Origin of the sequence: Acidiphilium acidophilum (assembly GCF_033842475.1) — a bacterium.
GTDB lineage: Bacteria > Pseudomonadota > Alphaproteobacteria > Acetobacterales > Acetobacteraceae > Acidiphilium > Acidiphilium acidophilum.
Map to the genome: position 1 here is coordinate 2,653,745 of NZ_JAWXYB010000018.1, position 16,226 is coordinate 2,669,970.

At 66.7% G+C, this 16,226-nt stretch carries 14 protein-coding genes; all 14 read left to right on the top strand.

The window, feature by feature from the left end:
* Positions 1 to 2 precede the first annotated feature (2 nt).
* The 14 genes from bchB to hemA are packed head-to-tail and all read left to right on the top strand — an operon-like array spanning position 3 to position 16,216.
* Positions 3 to 1,553 carry a ferredoxin:protochlorophyllide reductase (ATP-dependent) subunit B gene (bchB, locus tag SIL87_RS15250; RefSeq protein ID WP_319614979.1) on the top strand — a complete coding sequence of 517 codons (1,551 nt, stop codon included), beginning with the start codon at positions 3 to 5 and terminating at the stop codon, positions 1,551 to 1,553.
* The gene (locus tag SIL87_RS15255; protein ID WP_456304833.1) at positions 1,525 to 5,127 is read left to right on the top strand and encodes a magnesium chelatase subunit H; all 3,603 of its coding nucleotides are present in this window, start codon (positions 1,525 to 1,527) and stop codon (positions 5,125 to 5,127) included. The genes bchB and SIL87_RS15255 overlap by 29 nt, the downstream gene beginning before the upstream one ends.
* The gene (gene bchL / locus SIL87_RS15260) at positions 5,124 to 6,053 is read left to right on the top strand and encodes a ferredoxin:protochlorophyllide reductase (ATP-dependent) iron-sulfur ATP-binding protein (protein WP_319614980.1); all 930 of its coding nucleotides are present in this window, start codon (positions 5,124 to 5,126) and stop codon (positions 6,051 to 6,053) included. The genes SIL87_RS15255 and bchL overlap by 4 nt, the downstream gene beginning before the upstream one ends.
* Positions 6,053 to 6,751 carry a magnesium protoporphyrin IX methyltransferase gene (gene bchM, locus SIL87_RS15265; protein WP_319614981.1) on the top strand — a complete coding sequence of 233 codons (699 nt, stop codon included), beginning with the start codon at positions 6,053 to 6,055 and terminating at the stop codon, positions 6,749 to 6,751. Before bchL ends, bchM begins: the two co-directional genes overlap by 1 nt.
* Complete coding sequence (locus SIL87_RS15270; protein WP_319614982.1) at positions 6,748 to 7,116, top strand: hypothetical protein; 369 nt, start codon at positions 6,748 to 6,750, stop codon at positions 7,114 to 7,116. The genes bchM and SIL87_RS15270 overlap by 4 nt, the downstream gene beginning before the upstream one ends.
* Positions 7,068 to 8,249, top strand: a complete 1,182-nt coding sequence (locus tag SIL87_RS15275; protein WP_319612316.1) for an IS256 family transposase — start codon at positions 7,068 to 7,070, stop codon at positions 8,247 to 8,249. The genes SIL87_RS15270 and SIL87_RS15275 overlap by 49 nt, the downstream gene beginning before the upstream one ends.
* 42 nt (positions 8,250 to 8,291) lie before the next feature.
* Positions 8,292 to 9,566, top strand: coding sequence for an MFS transporter (locus SIL87_RS15280; RefSeq protein WP_319614983.1), 1,275 nt, complete (start codon positions 8,292 to 8,294; stop codon positions 9,564 to 9,566).
* A 14-nt stretch (positions 9,567 to 9,580) separates the two neighbouring features.
* Positions 9,581 to 10,435 (top strand): photosynthetic reaction center subunit H, encoded by an 855-nt coding sequence (gene puhA / locus SIL87_RS15285; protein ID WP_319614984.1) that lies wholly within the window; start codon positions 9,581 to 9,583, stop codon positions 10,433 to 10,435.
* Positions 10,432 to 11,127: a photosynthetic complex putative assembly protein PuhB gene (gene puhB / locus SIL87_RS15290; RefSeq protein WP_319614985.1), complete on the top strand. Its 696-nt coding sequence runs from the start codon at positions 10,432 to 10,434 to the stop codon at positions 11,125 to 11,127. Before puhA ends, puhB begins: the two co-directional genes overlap by 4 nt.
* Positions 11,124 to 11,594, top strand: coding sequence for a photosynthetic complex assembly protein PuhC (gene puhC, locus SIL87_RS15295; protein WP_319614986.1), 471 nt, complete (start codon positions 11,124 to 11,126; stop codon positions 11,592 to 11,594). The genes puhB and puhC overlap by 4 nt, the downstream gene beginning before the upstream one ends.
* Positions 11,591 to 11,908, top strand: a complete 318-nt coding sequence (locus SIL87_RS15300) for a hypothetical protein (RefSeq protein ID WP_319614987.1) — start codon at positions 11,591 to 11,593, stop codon at positions 11,906 to 11,908. The genes puhC and SIL87_RS15300 overlap by 4 nt, the downstream gene beginning before the upstream one ends.
* 4 nt (positions 11,909 to 11,912) lie before the next feature.
* The gene (gene acsF / locus SIL87_RS15305; protein WP_319614988.1) at positions 11,913 to 13,016 is read left to right on the top strand and encodes a magnesium-protoporphyrin IX monomethyl ester (oxidative) cyclase; all 1,104 of its coding nucleotides are present in this window, start codon (positions 11,913 to 11,915) and stop codon (positions 13,014 to 13,016) included.
* A gap of 12 nt (positions 13,017 to 13,028) precedes the next feature.
* Entirely contained in the window at positions 13,029 to 14,981 is a 1,953-nt protein-coding gene (gene puhE / locus SIL87_RS15310) for a putative photosynthetic complex assembly protein PuhE (protein WP_319614989.1), read from the top strand.
* Positions 14,982 to 15,004: 23 nt separating this feature from the next.
* Positions 15,005 to 16,216, top strand: a complete 1,212-nt coding sequence (hemA, locus tag SIL87_RS15315; protein ID WP_319614990.1) for a 5-aminolevulinate synthase — start codon at positions 15,005 to 15,007, stop codon at positions 16,214 to 16,216.
* Positions 16,217 to 16,226 lie beyond the last annotated feature (10 nt).

The window sequence follows — 16,226 nt, forward strand, 5'->3', positions numbered from 1 at the left end:
CCATGCAACTGACCCTCTGGACCTATGAAGGCCCTCCCCATATCGGCGCAATGCGGATCGCCACCGCGATGCAGGGCATCCACTACGTCCTCCACGCCCCGCAAGGCGACACCTACGCCGATCTGCTGTTCACCATGATCGAGCGGCGCGACCGCCGCCCCCCGGTCACCTACACCACCTTCCAGGCGCGCGATCTCGGGTCCGATACCGCGACCCTGTTCAAAAATGCGGTGCGCGATGCCTATGAGCGCTTCAAACCCGAAGCCATGATCGTCGGCGCGTCCTGCACCGCCGAGCTGATCCAGGACGATCCGGGCGGCCTCGCCGCCGCACTCGGCCTGCCGATCCCGGTGATCGCCCTCGAACTCCCCGCCTATCAGCGCAAGGAAAACTGGGGTGCCGCCGAAACCTTCTACCATCTGGTCCGCGCCGCCACCAACAATGTCGCGGTGCCCGCCCGCACCGGCCGCCCGGTCTCGGTCAACATCCTCGGCCCGGCAGCACTCGGGTTTCGCCACCGCGACGACCTGATCGAAGTGACCGACCTGCTGGGCAAACTCGGTGTCGCCATCAACGTGATCGCCCCGCTGGGTGCCCGCTTCGCCGATCTCGCGCGCATCCCCGAAGCCGATGCCAATATCGTGCTCTACCCCGAAATCGCCGGCACCGCGGCCGCCTACCTCGCCCGCAAATTCAGCCAGAAAACCATCGCCACCGTGCCGATCGGCCTGAACGCCACCCGCGAATTCGCCGCCGAAATCGCGGCCCTGACCCATCGCCCCCTGCCGGACGATCTGGAATCGGGTGCCCGCTCCGCATGGTACGCCCGCTCGGTCGACAGCACCTACCTCACCGGCAAGCGCGTGTTCGTCTTCGGCGATGCCAGCCACGCCATCGCCCTCGCCCGGGTCGCCGCGCGCGAAATCGGCTTCACCGTGGTCGGCCTCGGCAGCTACAGCCGCGAATTCGCCCGCGAGGTCAAAGCCGCCGCCGCGCTCTACGACATCGAAGCCCTGATCAGCGACGATTACCTGACCATCGAAGCCGCGATCGCCGCCGCCCAGCCCGAGCTGGTGCTCGGCACCCAGATGGAACGCCACATCGCCAAGCGCCTCGGCATTCCCTGCGCGGTGATCTCCGCCCCCACCCATGTCCAGGATTTCCCGGCCCGCCACTCGCCCTTCGCCGGGTTCGAAGGCGCCAACGTCCTGTTCGACACCCTCACCCACCCGCTGATGATGGGGCTGGAAGAGCATCTGCTCGGCATGTTCCGCGAGGATTTCGAATTCAACGACCAGGCCGCCCCCTCGCATCTCGGTGCCGAAGCCGCCGCGCCCACCCTCACATCCCCCATCGCAGCATCCATCCCCGCCGCACCCGACGCTCCGGCCCCGGTCGGCTGGGAGGCTTCCGCCGAGGCCGAACTGAAGAAAATCCCGTTCTTCGTGCGCGGCAAGGCGCGGAAGAACACCGAGCTTTTTGCCGCCGAGCATGGCGTGACCCTGATCACCATTGAAACGATCTATGATGCAAAAGCCCATTTCTCCCGCTGACCACGCAACGCCGATCCGCGTTGCCATCGTCACGATGGACAGCCATCTGGACGGCGTGATCGAGGCTGGCCGCACCTCCCTCGCCGCCGAATATCCCGGCCTGACCATCGAGCTCCATTCCGCCGATCACTGGGCCGCCAGCAAGGACGCCCTCGCCGCCTGCACCGCCGCGATCGCGAGCGCCGACATCGTGATCGCGACCATGCTGTTCCTCGACGATCACATCAAACTGGTCCAGCCCGCCCTCGCCGCCCGGCGCGACCATTGCGATGCGATGCTCTGTGCCCTCTCCGCCGCCGAAGTGGTCAACCTCACCCGGCTGGGCCGGCTCGACATGAGCAAGGAAGGCAGCGCCGCCCTCAAATTCCTCAAAAACCTCCGCCCGAAACGCAAGGACGCCTCGGCTGCCGAATCGCAGATGCGCACCCTGCGCCGCCTGCCGAAAATGCTCAAACTGATCCCCGGCGCCGCCCAGGATCTGCGCAGCTATTTCCTCGCTTTGTCCTATTGGCTGGCCGGCTCGTCGGACAATATCGAAAGCCTGATGCGGATGCTGATCCGCCGCTACGCATCCGGTCCGCGCAGCGCCCTGAAAAGCAAACTCGCGGTCCCGGCCCCGCGCGAATACACCGAAGTCGGCGCCTATCATCCCCGTATGGACGGGCGCATCGGCACCGACCGCAACGAGGTGCCGCATTGCACCCGCGCCCACGGCACCGTCGGCCTCGTCCTGCTGCGCAGCCTGCTGATCTCGGGCGATTGCGCCCATTACGACGGGGTGATCGCCGCGATCGAAGCCAGCGGCTATCAGGTCCTGCCGGTCTTCGCCGCCGGGCTCGACGCCCGCCCCGCAATGGACAAATACTTCGTCAGGGACGGCATCCCCACCGTCGATGCCATCATCTCCCTGACCGGATTTTCATTGGTCGGCGGCCCCGCCTACAACGATTCCAAAGCCGCCGAGGCCGCACTCGCCGCGCTCGACGTGCCCTATATGTCGGCCCACGCCCTCGAATTCCAGTCGATCTCCGCCTGGGAAGCCGACCCGCGCGGCCTGACCCCGATCGAGGCGACCATGATGGTCGCCCTGCCCGAACTCGATGGCGGCATCGTCCCCATGACCTTCGGTGGCCGCATCGGCGGCACCGGCGAGCACGCCCGGGCCATGTCTGCCCACATCGAACGCACCGCGATGCTGGCCAGCCGCGTCGGGCGGCTGATCCGCCTGCGCAAGGCCGCCCGCGCCGAACGCCGCATCGGCCTCGTCATCTTCAACTTCCCGCCCAATGCGGGCGCGACCGGCACCGCCGCCTATCTCTCGGTGTTCCAGTCCCTGTTCAACACCCTCGCCGCCCTGCGCGACGCCGGCTACACGGTCGTCATGCCCGCCGATGTCGAGGCGCTGCGCGACATGATCTGCGCCGGCAACGCCGCGCAGTACGGCGCGCCCGCCAATGTCGCGGTGAAAATCCCGCGCGACGATCACGTCCGCCGCGAACCGCACCTCGCCGAGATCGAAAAAGTATGGGGCCCCGCGCCCGGTCGGCAGAACGCCGATGGTTCGTCGATCTTCGTGGTCGGCGCGCAGCTCGGCAACATCTTTATCGGCGTCCAGCCCGCCTTCGGCTTCGAGGGCGACCCGATGCGCCTGCTGTTCGAAGGCGGCTTCGCCCCCACCCATGCGTTCAGCGCCTTTTACCGCTGGCTGCGCGAAGATTTCGCCGCCCACGCCGTGCTGCATTTCGGCACCCATGGCGCGCTCGAATTCATGCCCGGCAAACAGGCCGGCATGACCGGCAGATGCTGGCCGGACCGGCTGATCGGCGACCTGCCCAATTTCTACCTCTACGCCTCGAACAATCCGTCCGAAGGCATGCTCGCCAAGCGCCGCGCCAATGCCACGCTGATCAGCCACCTCACCCCGCCGGTCACCCAGGCCGGTCTCTATCGCGGCCTCGCCGACCTCAAAGCCAGCATCCTGCGCTGGCGCGGCCTGCCGCCGGACGCGCAGGAGGCCGAGTGGTCTGACCTGCAAGCCACCATCCAGTCCGAAGCTGCCGCCCTCGACCTCGCCGCCGCCGAACCGGCATGGGGAGCCACCGCCCCCGCCGCCATCGCGAAACTCAACATCGCGTTGCTCGACCTCGAATATTCCCTGATCCCGATGGGCCTGCACGTGGTCGGCCAGCCACCCGATGCCGAACAGCGCCGCGACCTGCTCGACGCCGCCGGCCTCACCGACCCCGCCGCCCGCGCCCGGATCGACGCCCTGCTCGCGACCGACAGCGAACTCCCCGCCATCATCCAGGCACTCGATGGCCGCTACATCCGCCCCACCCCCGGCGGCGACATCCTGCGCAACACCGATGTCCTGCCCACCGGCCGCAACATCTACGGCTTCGATCCCTTCCGCATGCCGAGCCCCTACGCGGTATCCGACGGTGCCCGCCAGGCCGACCGCCTGATCGCCCGCCACCAGGCCGATACCGGCAGCCTGCCGGAAACCGTCGCTCTGGTCCTCTGGGGTTCGGACAACCTGAAATCCGAAGGCGGCCCGATCGCCCAGGCCCTCTGGCTGATGGGCGCGCGCCCCCGCCGCGACTCCTATGGCCGCCTCGCCGGCGCCGAACTCATCCCGATCGACGAGTTGGGCCGCCCGCGCATCGATGTCGTCATCACCCTCTCCGGCATCTTCCGCGACCTGCTGCCCCTGCAGACCAAACTCCTCGCCGAAGCCGCCCTGCTCGCCGCCGAAATCAACGAACCGGCCAGCCGGAACTTCATCCGCAAGCACACGCAGGATTTCATCGCCCAGCACGGCGGCAGCGTCGAAGACGCGGCGCTGCGCGTCTTCAGCAACGGCGACGGCACCTACGGCGCCAACGTCAACCAGCTGGTCGATTCCGGCGCATGGCAGAACGAGGACGAACTCGGCACCGCCTTCGTCAAACGCAAGGGCTTCGCCTACGGCGTCGCAGGCCGCGCCGAACGCCACGATGCGGTCTTCGGCGCGATCCTCAAAACCGTCGATGTCGCCTACCAGAACCTCGAATCCCTCGATCTCGGCGTCACCACGATCGACCATTATTTCGACGGTCTCGGCGGCATGAGCCGCGCGGTCAAAGCCGCCCGCGGCAGCGATGCCGCCCTCTATATCGGCGACCAGACGACCGGGGAGGCCACCATCCGCACCCTCGCCGAACAGGTCTCGATCGAAACCCGCACCCGCATGCTCAACCCCAAATATTTCGAAGCCATGCTCAGCCACGGCTCGGAAGGCGTGCGCAACATCGAGGCCTCGGTCACCAACACGCTCGGCTGGTCCGCCACCACCGGTCAGGTCGATCCCTGGATCTACCGTGAAATCAGCAACGTCTTCGTGCTCGACCCCGAAATGCGCGACCGCCTCGCCAAACTCAACCCGGTCGCCTCGGCGAAAATCGCAGGCCGCCTGCTCGAAGCCCACGAACGCAACTACTGGACTCCCGACGACGCCACGCTCGAAGCGCTGCGCGCCGCCGGTGCCGAACTCGAAGACCGGCTCGAAGGGCTGGATATGGAGCGCGCAGCATGAACGACATCAGCACGGTCAACAAACTCGCAGACCGCATCAGCGGCTCAAGCTGCAGCACCTCCTGCGGTGACGGCGAAGGCAGTTTGCAGGTCGCCCTCGACCCGCACATCAAAATCACCGGCGCCAAGGTCTTCGCGGTCTACGGCAAAGGCGGTATCGGCAAAAGCACCACCTCGTCGAACCTTTCCGCCGCCTTCAGCAAACTCGGCAAGCGCGTGCTCCAGATCGGCTGCGATCCCAAGCATGATTCCACCTTCACCCTCACCAAGCGCCTGGTCCCCACCGTAATCGACGCGCTCGAAGCGGTCGATTTCCACCCCGAAGACCTCCGCATCGAGGATTTCGTCTACGAGGGCTTCGGCGGGGTGCAGTGCGTCGAAGCCGGCGGCCCGCCCGCCGGCACCGGCTGCGGCGGCTACGTCGTCGGCCAGACCGTCAAACTCCTGAAAGAGCATCATCTGCTCGAAGATTCCGACGTCGTCATCTTCGACGTGCTGGGCGACGTCGTCTGCGGCGGCTTCGCCGCCCCCCTGCAACACGCCGACCGCGCCCTGATCGTCACCGCCAACGATTTCGACAGCATCTTCGCGATGAACCGCATCGTCGCGGCAATCGCGGCGAAGGCGAAAAACTACAATGTCCGCCTCGGCGGCGTCATCGCCAACCGCTCGGCGGCGACCGACCAGCTCGACAAATACAACGCCGCCACCGGCCTCTCCACCCTCGCCCGCTTCGCCGATCTCGATGTCATTCGCCGCTCCCGCCTGAAAAAATCGGTGCTGTTCGAAATGGAGGACAGCCCGGAACTCGACGCGGTGCGCGCCGAATACATGGCGCTCGCCGAAACCCTCTGGGCCGGCGTCGAACCGCTCACTGCCACCCCGCTCAAGGACCGCGAGATCTTCGACCTGCTGGGGTTCGAATAATGCCCGAGGCGACCTACCAGCTCCGCCGCGGCGAGATCGAAACCTATTTCGACCGCACCGCCGCCACCGCCTGGGCGCGCCTGACCTCCGATGCCCCGGTCAGCGGCATCCGTGCCCGGGTCCGCGCCGGGCGCGACGCCATGCGCGCCACCATCCTGTCCTACCTGCCGGACGACCTCACCGGCGCCCGCCTGCTCGATGCGGGATGCGGCACCGGCGCCCTGTCCCTCGAAGCCGCCGCGCGCGGCGCCGATGTCGTCGCGGTCGATCTCTCGCCCACCCTGATCGACCTCGCCCGCAGCCGCGCCGCCAATATCCCCGCTGCCGCCCACATCGAGTTCCGCGCCGGCGACATGCTCGATGCCAGCCTCGGCAGCTTCGATTTCGTGGTCGCGATGGACTCCCTGATCCATTACCAGCGCGCCGATGTCGTCGCCTCCCTCGCCCGCATCGCCCCGCGCGTCCGCCACAGCATCATCTTCACCTTCGCCCCCGGCACCCCGCTGCTCGTCACCGCCCGCATGATCGGCCGCCTGTTCCCCCGCAGCGACCGTTCCCCCGCGATCGAGCCGCAGCCCGAAGTCAAACTCCGCCGCGCCATCCGCCAGACCCCCGCCCTCGCTGGCCTCACCCCGGCCCGCACCAACCGGATCTCGCGCAGCTTCTACATCTCCCAGGCCCTGGAGCTGTCCCGATGAGCAAGCGCACCATCGAGCGGAAAATGACCCCGTTCTGGATGAAGCTGGACACCAGCTGGCTCCCCTTCGCCGATGCCGCCACCCCCGAACTGCCGATGCGCCGCCTGCTCCGCCTCTCGCTGTTCCAGCTCACGGTGGGCATGTCCGCAGCCCTGATGATCGGCACGCTCAACCGCGTCATGATCGGGTGGTGTAACCTGACGTCTGGAAATTCATTTTGGGTTGGGAGTTGGTGCCCTTGCCGGGGCATGCCCCGGCAAGGGCTGTTCATTCTGGTATTCCATGCAGTTGTTCACACCAACATGGAGACCGATGAATGGACGCCAAAAAGGATACGATTATCGAGGCACTTTTGGAACATCTGATCGAAAACGGCGCAGGCGATATCGCCACGGTATTTGCCAGGACCTTCGAACTCGCCATGCAGATCGAGCGCGAACGCTTCCTCCACGCCAGTCACTACGAGCGCAACCCCGATCGTCAGGGTTACGCCAATGGCTACAAGCCCAAGCGGATCGATACCCCGGCCGGGTCGATCACCGTCGATGTCCCCAAAACCGCCGGTCACGTGGGCGAACCCTTCTACCCACAGTCCCTCGAACGCGGCCGACGCTCGGTCCGCGCCGTCATGGTCGCCGTCGCCGAAATGTACATCAAAGGCGTCTCCACCCGCGACGTCGAGGCCGTCATGCGCGAATTCGGCATCGAAAGCCTCTCCTCCGCTCAGGTCAGCCGCGCCAGCAAGCTGCTCGATGACGAACTCGCCGCCTGGCGCACCCGACCCCTCGCCGAGATCCGCTACCTCATCCTCGACGCCAGATATGAAAAAATGCGCGATAATGGCGTCGTCCGCGATGCCGCCGTGCTCTCGGCCATCGGCATCGGACCCGATGAACGCCGCCGTGTCCTCGGCGTCTCGGTCGCCCTTTCCGAGGCCGAAGTCCATTGGCGTGCCTTCCTCGAAAGCCTCCATCAGCGTGGCCTGCGAGGCGTCGAATTCATCGTCTCCGATGACCATGCCGGATTGCACGCCGCACGCCGCGCCGTCTTCGGCGCCGCACACTGGCAACGATGCCAGTTCCACCTCGCCCAAAACGCCATCCACCACGCCCCCAACCACGCCATCCGCAAACGCATCGGCGCAGAACTCCGGACCGTCTGGAACGCAAATTCCCTCGCCGCTGCCCAGATCGCTCTCACAACCCTCGTCAATGCCTATCGCGACACCGCACCAAAGCTCGCCGATTGGCTCGAACGAAATATCCCCGAAGGCCTCACCGTCTTCACACTGCCAGAACCCCACCAGCGCCGGCTTCGCACTTCCAACCCCATGGAACGCGGCATCCAGCAGGAACTCAAACGCCGCACCACCAAAATCAGGGTCTTCCCCAACGAAGCCTCCCTCGAACGCCTCGTCAGCGCCGTCCTCGTCGAAATCGATGAAAAATGGGCCGCCGACACCAAGGGCTACATCAAGTGGGACTACCAGGATGCCTGACCCCCGCTCGCCCTATTTTCCAGACATCAGGTTGCTCAATCCATGATCGTCGAACTCCACGTCTCCGCCGCCCTGGTCTCCTTCATGATCGCCCTGCCCCTGCTGCTCGCCCCGGTGCGCGCGGTGATCGGCTTCCGCTCGGATGGTTACCGCTCGGTGTTCGGCTGGCGCCGGGTGCCGTTCATCTGGTTCGGCACCATGGCCCAGTTCGGCGGTCTCGCGGTGATGCCGTTCGCCCTGATCATCCTCAGCGGCAATGCGGTCGGCCTGCCGATCTGGGGCAAAATCGGCGGCGCCCTCGCCTTTCTGTTGGTCGGCGCGGGCATGCACACCACCCAGACCGCCGGCCTCGCCCTCGCGACCGACCTCGCCCCCGAAAGCGCCCGCCCGCGCGTCGTCGCCATGCTCTGCGCCATGCTCCTCGCGGGCATGATCTTCGGTGCCCTCCTGTTCGGCTGGCTGCTCACCCCCTACGACCAGTTCCACATGATCCAGGTGATCCAGACCACCGCGCTGATCACCATCGTGCTCAACAGCATCGCCCTCTGGAAACAGGAACCCCGCCGCCGCTACGCCGATGACGAAGCCCTGCCGGACCGCCGCGCCGGGATGGAAACCCTCGCCGCCGCCTGGGGCCTCTTCCGCGCTCAGCCGCTCGCCATCCGCCGCCTCGTCACCATCGGCCTCGGCACCCTCGCCTTCTCGATGCAGGACATCCTGCTGGAACCCTATGGCGGGCAGGTCCTGCACCTCCCGGTCGGCGAAACCACGGCCCTCACCGCCATGCTCGCCGCCGGCGCCGGCATCGCCGCCCTGGTCGCCCGCGCCCGCCTCACCCGGGGCGGCGATCCCTACCGCATCGCCGCCGCCGGGGTCATGGTCGGCCTGCTCGCCTTCAGCTGCGTGATCTTCGCCGCCCCGCTCCATTCCGGCCTGATGTTCGGCGCGGGCGTCGGGCTGATCGGCTTCGGCGGCGGACTGTTCCTGGTCGGCACCCTGTCGGATGCCATGAACCGCGTGGTGGGCGACATGAGCGGTCTCGCGCTCGGTGCCTGGGGTGCGGTGCAGGTCCTCGCCTCCGGCATCGCCATCGCCATCGCGGGCGTCCTGCGCGGCACCATCGCCACCCTCGCCACCCACGGCGCGTTCGGTCCCAGCTTCACCGGCCCCGCCGTCGGGTACGACGCGGTCTATCACATCGAAATCTACCTGCTGTTCGCCACGCTCATCGCGATCGGGCCGCTGGTCCGCCGCTCCACCGCCCCCACCGCAACCAGCGGCCCCGCGCAGCACGACGCTGCGTTCGGCCTGAAATAACCACGAGGTCCGTCATGCAAACCGGTGCAATCACTCCCTATATCGACGTCGCGCAATTGGTCCTCTACGCGTTCTGGATCTTCTTCTTCGGCCTCGTGATCTACCTGCAGCGCGAGAGCAAGCGCGAGGGCTACCCGCTGGTCACCGGCCACAAGGGCAAGCGCCTCGAAGGCTTCCCGCCGCTGCCCAGCCCGAAAACCTTCCTCCTGCCGGACGGCCAGACCAAAACCGTGCCCTGGAACGAGCCGATCGAGGTCATCAACGCCCGCCCCAGCGCCCCGTGGGACGGCGCGCCGATCATCCCGCTCGGCAACCCGATGCTCGATGGCATCGGCCCCGCCGCCTACACCCAGCGCGGCACCGACCCCGAGCGGATGCCGGACGGCGAAATCCGCATCGTCCCCCTCCGCGTCGCGACCGATCACTGGGTCGCCGCCGAAGACCCCGACCCACGCGGCGCGCCAGTGATCTGCTGCGACGGCACGATCGGCGGCACCGTCACCGATATCTGGATCGACCGCGCCGACCAGATGCCGCTCTGGATCGAAGCGAGCGTCACCGCCGACCCCGCCCGCCGGGTGATGTTCCCGATCGCGCTGTGCCGGGTGATCTCGAACGCCAACCCGTTCGACAATGCCTGGGTCAGCTTCGGCAGCATCGTCAGCGGCAGCCGGGGCCGCTCCGGCCTGCCCCGCTCGGCCAGCGGCGTCTCGGTCAAACTCGCCTCGGTCACCGCCGCGCAATTCGCCATCGCGCCCGGCATCGCGCATCCGGACATCATCACCCCGCGCGAGGAAGATCGTCTGATGGCCTATTTCGCCTCCGGCCATCTCTACGCCACCGCCGCCCGTTCGGAGCCGCTGCTGTGAGCGCCCCGCACGATCAAGCAGCCCGCCGCACCCCCACACGCGGCCTGCCGCACGAGCTGCCCGCCGGGGAAACCCTGCTCTGGCAGGGCGCACCGAGCTTCCGCGCCCTCGCCTTCGGTGCCTTCCATCTGCGCTTCTGGGCGATCTATGTCGCGATCATGCTGGCCTGGGGCATCATCAGCGCCCTGATCTCGCATCATTCGATGCAGATGGCCGAAGCCGCCGGATTCTGGTCGCTCTTCCTCGGCGTGCTCGCCCTCGGCCTGGTCCTCGGCTTCGCCCTGCTCACCGCGCGCACCACCATCTATTCCATCACCAGCAAACGCGTGGTGATCAGCTACGGTGCCGCCATCCGCAAGCATTTCAACCTGCCGTTCCGCGCCATCCTCTCGGCCGATCTCCGTACCGCGCCGGACGGCACCGGCGATATCGTGATGGCACCGGAAGCCGACCGCAACCTCTCCTACATACTGCTCTGGCCCCACGTCCGCGCCGGCCGTCGCGCGCGGGTCGAACCGGTGCTGCGCGGCATCCCCGAGGCCGGGCGCGTCGCCCGCCTGCTCGCCGAAGCGCTCGACCCCGCCCGCCCCGCAACCCTGCCGATCCCCGCCCTCACCCCCTCGCGCGGCGACATCCGCCAGGATAACGGTGCCATGACACCCTCCCTCGCCTCGCGCGGTCACGCGGCATGAGCGACACCGCCCATTTTCACGACGACGACGCCCCGCCCCATGTGCCGCGCTGGGCGGTCATCGCGGCGGGATGCCTCATGCTCGGCACCGTGGCGCTGGCCACGATCTCGCGCCTGACCACCCCCGCCTACACCCTGCCCCCCGCCACCGCGCCGATCATGGCGCTGCGCTTCCTGCAAACCCCGGCCCAGGCCCTGATCGTGCAGAACGCGGCAACCGGCAAACAAATCACCACACTCGCCCCGAGCGCCGATGCCTTCCTGCGCACCACCCTGCGCACCATGATCGAGGCCCGCCTCGCGGACGGTTTTTCCCGCACAGCCCCGTTCCTGCTGATCCCCGCCGCCCACGGCGTCCTGATGCTCGACGATCCCACCACCGGCGAACACATCGACCTGCAAGCCTTCGGCCCGAGCAATTCCGGCCAGTTCAAGGCCCTGATGCACGATAACGGAGACAACTCATGATCGGCACCAAACAACGCGTCGACCTGCGCTGCCTGCTCGATTTCGAACAGACGCCGGAAAGCCTCCACGCCCACGCCATCCCCCAGGATGTCGAGATCCGGCCCGGCGATGAAATCCTCCTGCACGACGTCCCCGACATGGTCGGCTTCGGCGAGCGCCTGACCGGCGAATGCGGAGCCACCCTTCTGCGCGCCGGCCCGCTCGAACGGCTCTGGACCCAGTTCCGCTCGCTGTTCGAAATCGCCGAGCTCTACGAGGTCGGCTTCCAGCCGCTCGACGACGTCAATATCGCGACCATCCACCACGGAGCCTGAGATCATGAACGCCATGACCAGCACCATCGCCGCCCCCGAGGCCCATACCGCCCCCAACGCCCAGACCGCTCCGAACGCCCAGACTGAAGCCGCGCAGAACAGCACCATGCTGAGCCCGCGCTTCTACACCACCGATTTCGCCGCCCTCGACAGGATCGACGTCGGCCCGATCCGCGATCAGTGGGAAACCCTCATGGAAGAGCTGAAAGCCGACCCCAACAAGGGCCATTTCGCCCGAACCGACGAATTCAAGGTCGATATTTCGGGCATGCCCGAACCGCTCCGCCGCGAATTCCTCGATTTCCTGGTCAGTTCCGTCACCGCCGAGTTCTCCGGCTGCGTGCTCTACGCCGAAATCAAGAAGCGCTGCGGCAATCAGGATCTCCGCCGCCTGTTCGGCTATATGAGCCGCGACGAGGCCCGCCATGCCGGCTTCATCAACGAGGCCCTGCGCGACCTCAACACCCGCGTCGATCTCGGCTTCCTGACCCGCGCCAAAAAATACCATTTCTTCAAGCCGAAATTCATCTTCTACGCGACCTACCTGTCCGAAAAGATCGGCTACGCCCGCTACATCACCATCTACCGCCAGCTCGAAGCCCATCCCGAGCTGCGCATCCACCCGATCTTCAAATGGTTCCGCGAATGGTGCAACGACGAGTTCCGCCACGGCGAAGCCTTCGCCCTGCTGATGCGCGCCAACCCGTGGATGCTCACGGGACTGAACAAGCTCTGGGTCCGGTTCTTCCAGCTCGCGGTCTTCGCCACCATGTATGTGCGCGATCACGCAAGGCCGCATTTCCACGCCGCCCTCGGCCTCGACCCCACCGAATACGACATGCAGGTGTTCCGCATCACCAGCAAAATCGCCGAGCAGGTCTTCCCGATCACCCTCGACATCGAAAACCCGAAATTCCTCGCCGGACTCGAACGCCTCCGTAAAATCGATGTCGCCAATCAGGCGATCCGCGACCACAAGGGCATCGGTGCCAAACTCAAACGCGCGGGCCATGCGGTGCAGGCCGCCGCCGCCTTCGCTTCCCTCTTCCTGATGCGCGCCAAATCCAAACCCCTCCCGGCGGATGTGCGCCTGCAACCCGCCTGGTAAGGAGACAAGCCCATGAGCAACTACATCATCCCCGGCCTGTTCGCCCTGTTCATCTGGTGGTTCAGCACCGGCGCGATCATCTTCCTCGATGGCCTGCCCCGCCCGACCTTCAAATGGAGCATGCTCGGCGCCACGGCGGTGTTCGCCATCTGCGTGATCGGTCTGGTCAAGGTCAGTGGCGAAACCACCGTCGCCGCCGCCTACTGGGCGTTCGGCTTCGGCCTGTTCGCCTGGGGCTGGCAGGAAATCAGCTTCTACATGGGCTTCGTCACCGGCCCGCGCACCGCCTCCTGCCCGGAAAACTGCAAGGGCTGGAAGCATTTCGGCCACGCGATCCAGACCAGCCTGTGGCACGAGCTCGCCATCATCGCCTCCGCCGCGCTGATCATCGGCCTCACCTGGGGCCAGCCCAACCAGGTCGGTGTCTGGACCTTCATGGTCCTGTGGTGGATGCACCAGAGCGCCAAGCTCAACGTCTTCCTCGGCGTGCGCAACCTGAACGAGGAGTTCCTGCCCGAACACCTCAACTTCCTCAAAAGCTTCCTCAAGCGCAAATCGATGAACCTGCTGTTCCCGTTCTCGATCACCATCTCCACCGTGATCGGCACGATCATGTTCGAACATGCGGGCCGCGCCACCACCGGCTTCGCCCGCGCCGGGGACACGTTCATCGGCGTCATGATGGCGCTCGCGATCCTGGAGCACTGGTTCCTCGTTCTGCCCCTCCCGGCGGCGAAACTCTGGAGCTGGGGTCTGAAATCCCACAAACCGGCCAAAGCCTTCGACGTCGAAATCGTCGCGGGCTTCCTCGGCGCCGGCAAAACCACCTTCATGCGTCGCCGGCTCGACATGCTCGGCAGCGTCCCCGCCGAATCGCGCGAAAAAACCGTCGTGCTGGTCAATGATTTCAGCACCGTCGGCATCGACGGCTCGCTGCTGCGCGGCCAGGGTGCCGATGTCGTGGAACTGCCCAACGGCTGCATCTGCTGCACCCTGAAAAACGACCTCGCCAGCCAGCTCGAAGAGGTCGTCGGCAAATTCGCCCCCGACCGCGTGCTGATCGAACCCTCCGGCGTCGCCGACCTCGCCTCGCTGATCGGCGTGCTCGAACGCCCGGCCATCGCGCCGTTCAAACGCAGCCTCACCGTGGTCACCATGATCGACGCGAGCGCCTTCCTCGGCGACTATACCGAAATGCAGGGTCATTTCAGCGCCCAGGCCCGGCTCGCATCGCTGCTGATCGTCAACAAGACCGATCTGGTCAGCGCCGCCGAACGCGACACCGTCGAGGAAACCCTGCAACGTCTCAACCCCGACGCCCGGATCATCACCGCCCGCTACGGCGCGGTCCCGGCGGACCTTTTCGCCACCACCAAAGCCCGCAAGGACCCCACCGCCGCCGACGACGCCCGCGCCCTGGCCAAACCCGCCCCGATCCGCCACGTCGCCGAACACCAGCCCATACCCGCCCCACTTGCCCCCGCCTCGATCGCCCCCGCTTCGATCGCCCCCGTTTCGATATCGCCGGCCCACGATCACGACGATCATGGCCACGATCATCATCACCACGACCATCACCACGATCATGGCCACGACCACACCTGCACCGACACCGGCTGCAACCACCCGGATCATGACCACGGGCACGACCACGCCCATCAGGACGCCCTCGGCTTCGGCTCCTGGGCCGGCACGCTCGACACGATCATCGACACCGATGCCCTCCGCCACGTGCTCGATGCCGCCGCCGCGGGCGAATTCGGCACCATCGCCCGGCTGAAAGGCCTCGCCCGCTCCGGTCGCGGCTGGGTGCAGTTCGACATTGCGGGCCACCGCGCCAGCATCTGCGCCTTCGCCGCCCCGGCCGACGAACAACCCCGCGTCATCGCAATCGGCCGCAACCTCGACGAAGCCGGCCTCGCCGCCGCCTTCTCCGGCTGCTCCATGCGCCTCGCCGCCGAATAACGCACCGAACTGGGAGACGACCGATGAACTACGAAAACTTCTTCACCACCAGCCTCGACCAGCTCCACCGCGAAGGCCGTTACCGCGTCTTCGCCGACATCGAACGCCACGCCGGCAGCTTCCCGCAAGCCACACGTTACGGCGCGGACGGTGAACGCAAGGTCACCGTCTGGTGCTCCAACGACTATCTCGGCATGGGCCAGCACCCCACCGTGCTGAGCGCGATGCACGAAGCGCTCGACAAATGCGGTGCCGGCGCGGGCGGCACCCGCAACATCGCCGGCACCAATCATTTCCACACCCTGCTCGAACGCGAACTCGCGGACCTCCACGCCAAGGACAGCGCCCTGCTGTTCAACTCCGGCTACATGTCGAACTGGGCCTCGCTCTGCACCCTCGCCCACAAACTGCCCAACTGCGTCGTCCTGTCCGATGCCTCGAACCACGCCTCCATGATCGAAGGCATCCGCCACAGCCGCGCCCAGTGCGAGGTCTTCGCCCATAACGACCCCGCCGACCTCGCCCGCAAACTCGCGGCGATCGACCCCTCCCGCCCCAAACTGATCGCCTTCGAATCGGTCTATTCGATGGACGGCGACGTCGCTCCCATCGCCGAGATCTGCGACGTCGCGGATCACTACGGCGCCATGACCTATCTCGACGAAGTCCACGCCGTCGGCCTCTACGGTGCCCATGGCGGCGGCATCTCCGAACGCGAAGGCATCGCCCACCGCCTTACGGTAATCGAAGGCACCCTCGCCAAAGGCTTCGGCGTGATCGGCGGCTACATCACCGGCTCGACCGCCCTGTGCGATTTCGTCCGCAGCTACGCCTCAGGCTTCATCTTCACCACCGCCCTCCCGCCGATGGTCGCCGCCGGGGCGCTCGCCAGCATCCGCCACCTCAAATCCAGCAGCGCCGAACGCGACCGCATGCACGAACGCGTCGCCCGCCTCCGCGCCAAACTCACTCGCGCCGGCCTGCCCCATCTCGACAATCCCAGCCACATCGTCCCGGTCATGGTGGGCGATGCCGCCCAGTGCAAATCGATCAGCGACGCCCTGCTCGACCGCTTCGCGATCTACGTCCAGCCGATCAACTACCCCACCGTCCCGCGCGGCACCGAACGCCTCCGCCTGACCCCCTCGCCGCTCCATACCGACGCCGATATCGACCATCTGGTCGACGCCCTCGCCACGATCTGGCACGAAAGGTCGATCCGCCACGCCGCCTGACCACCCTCCG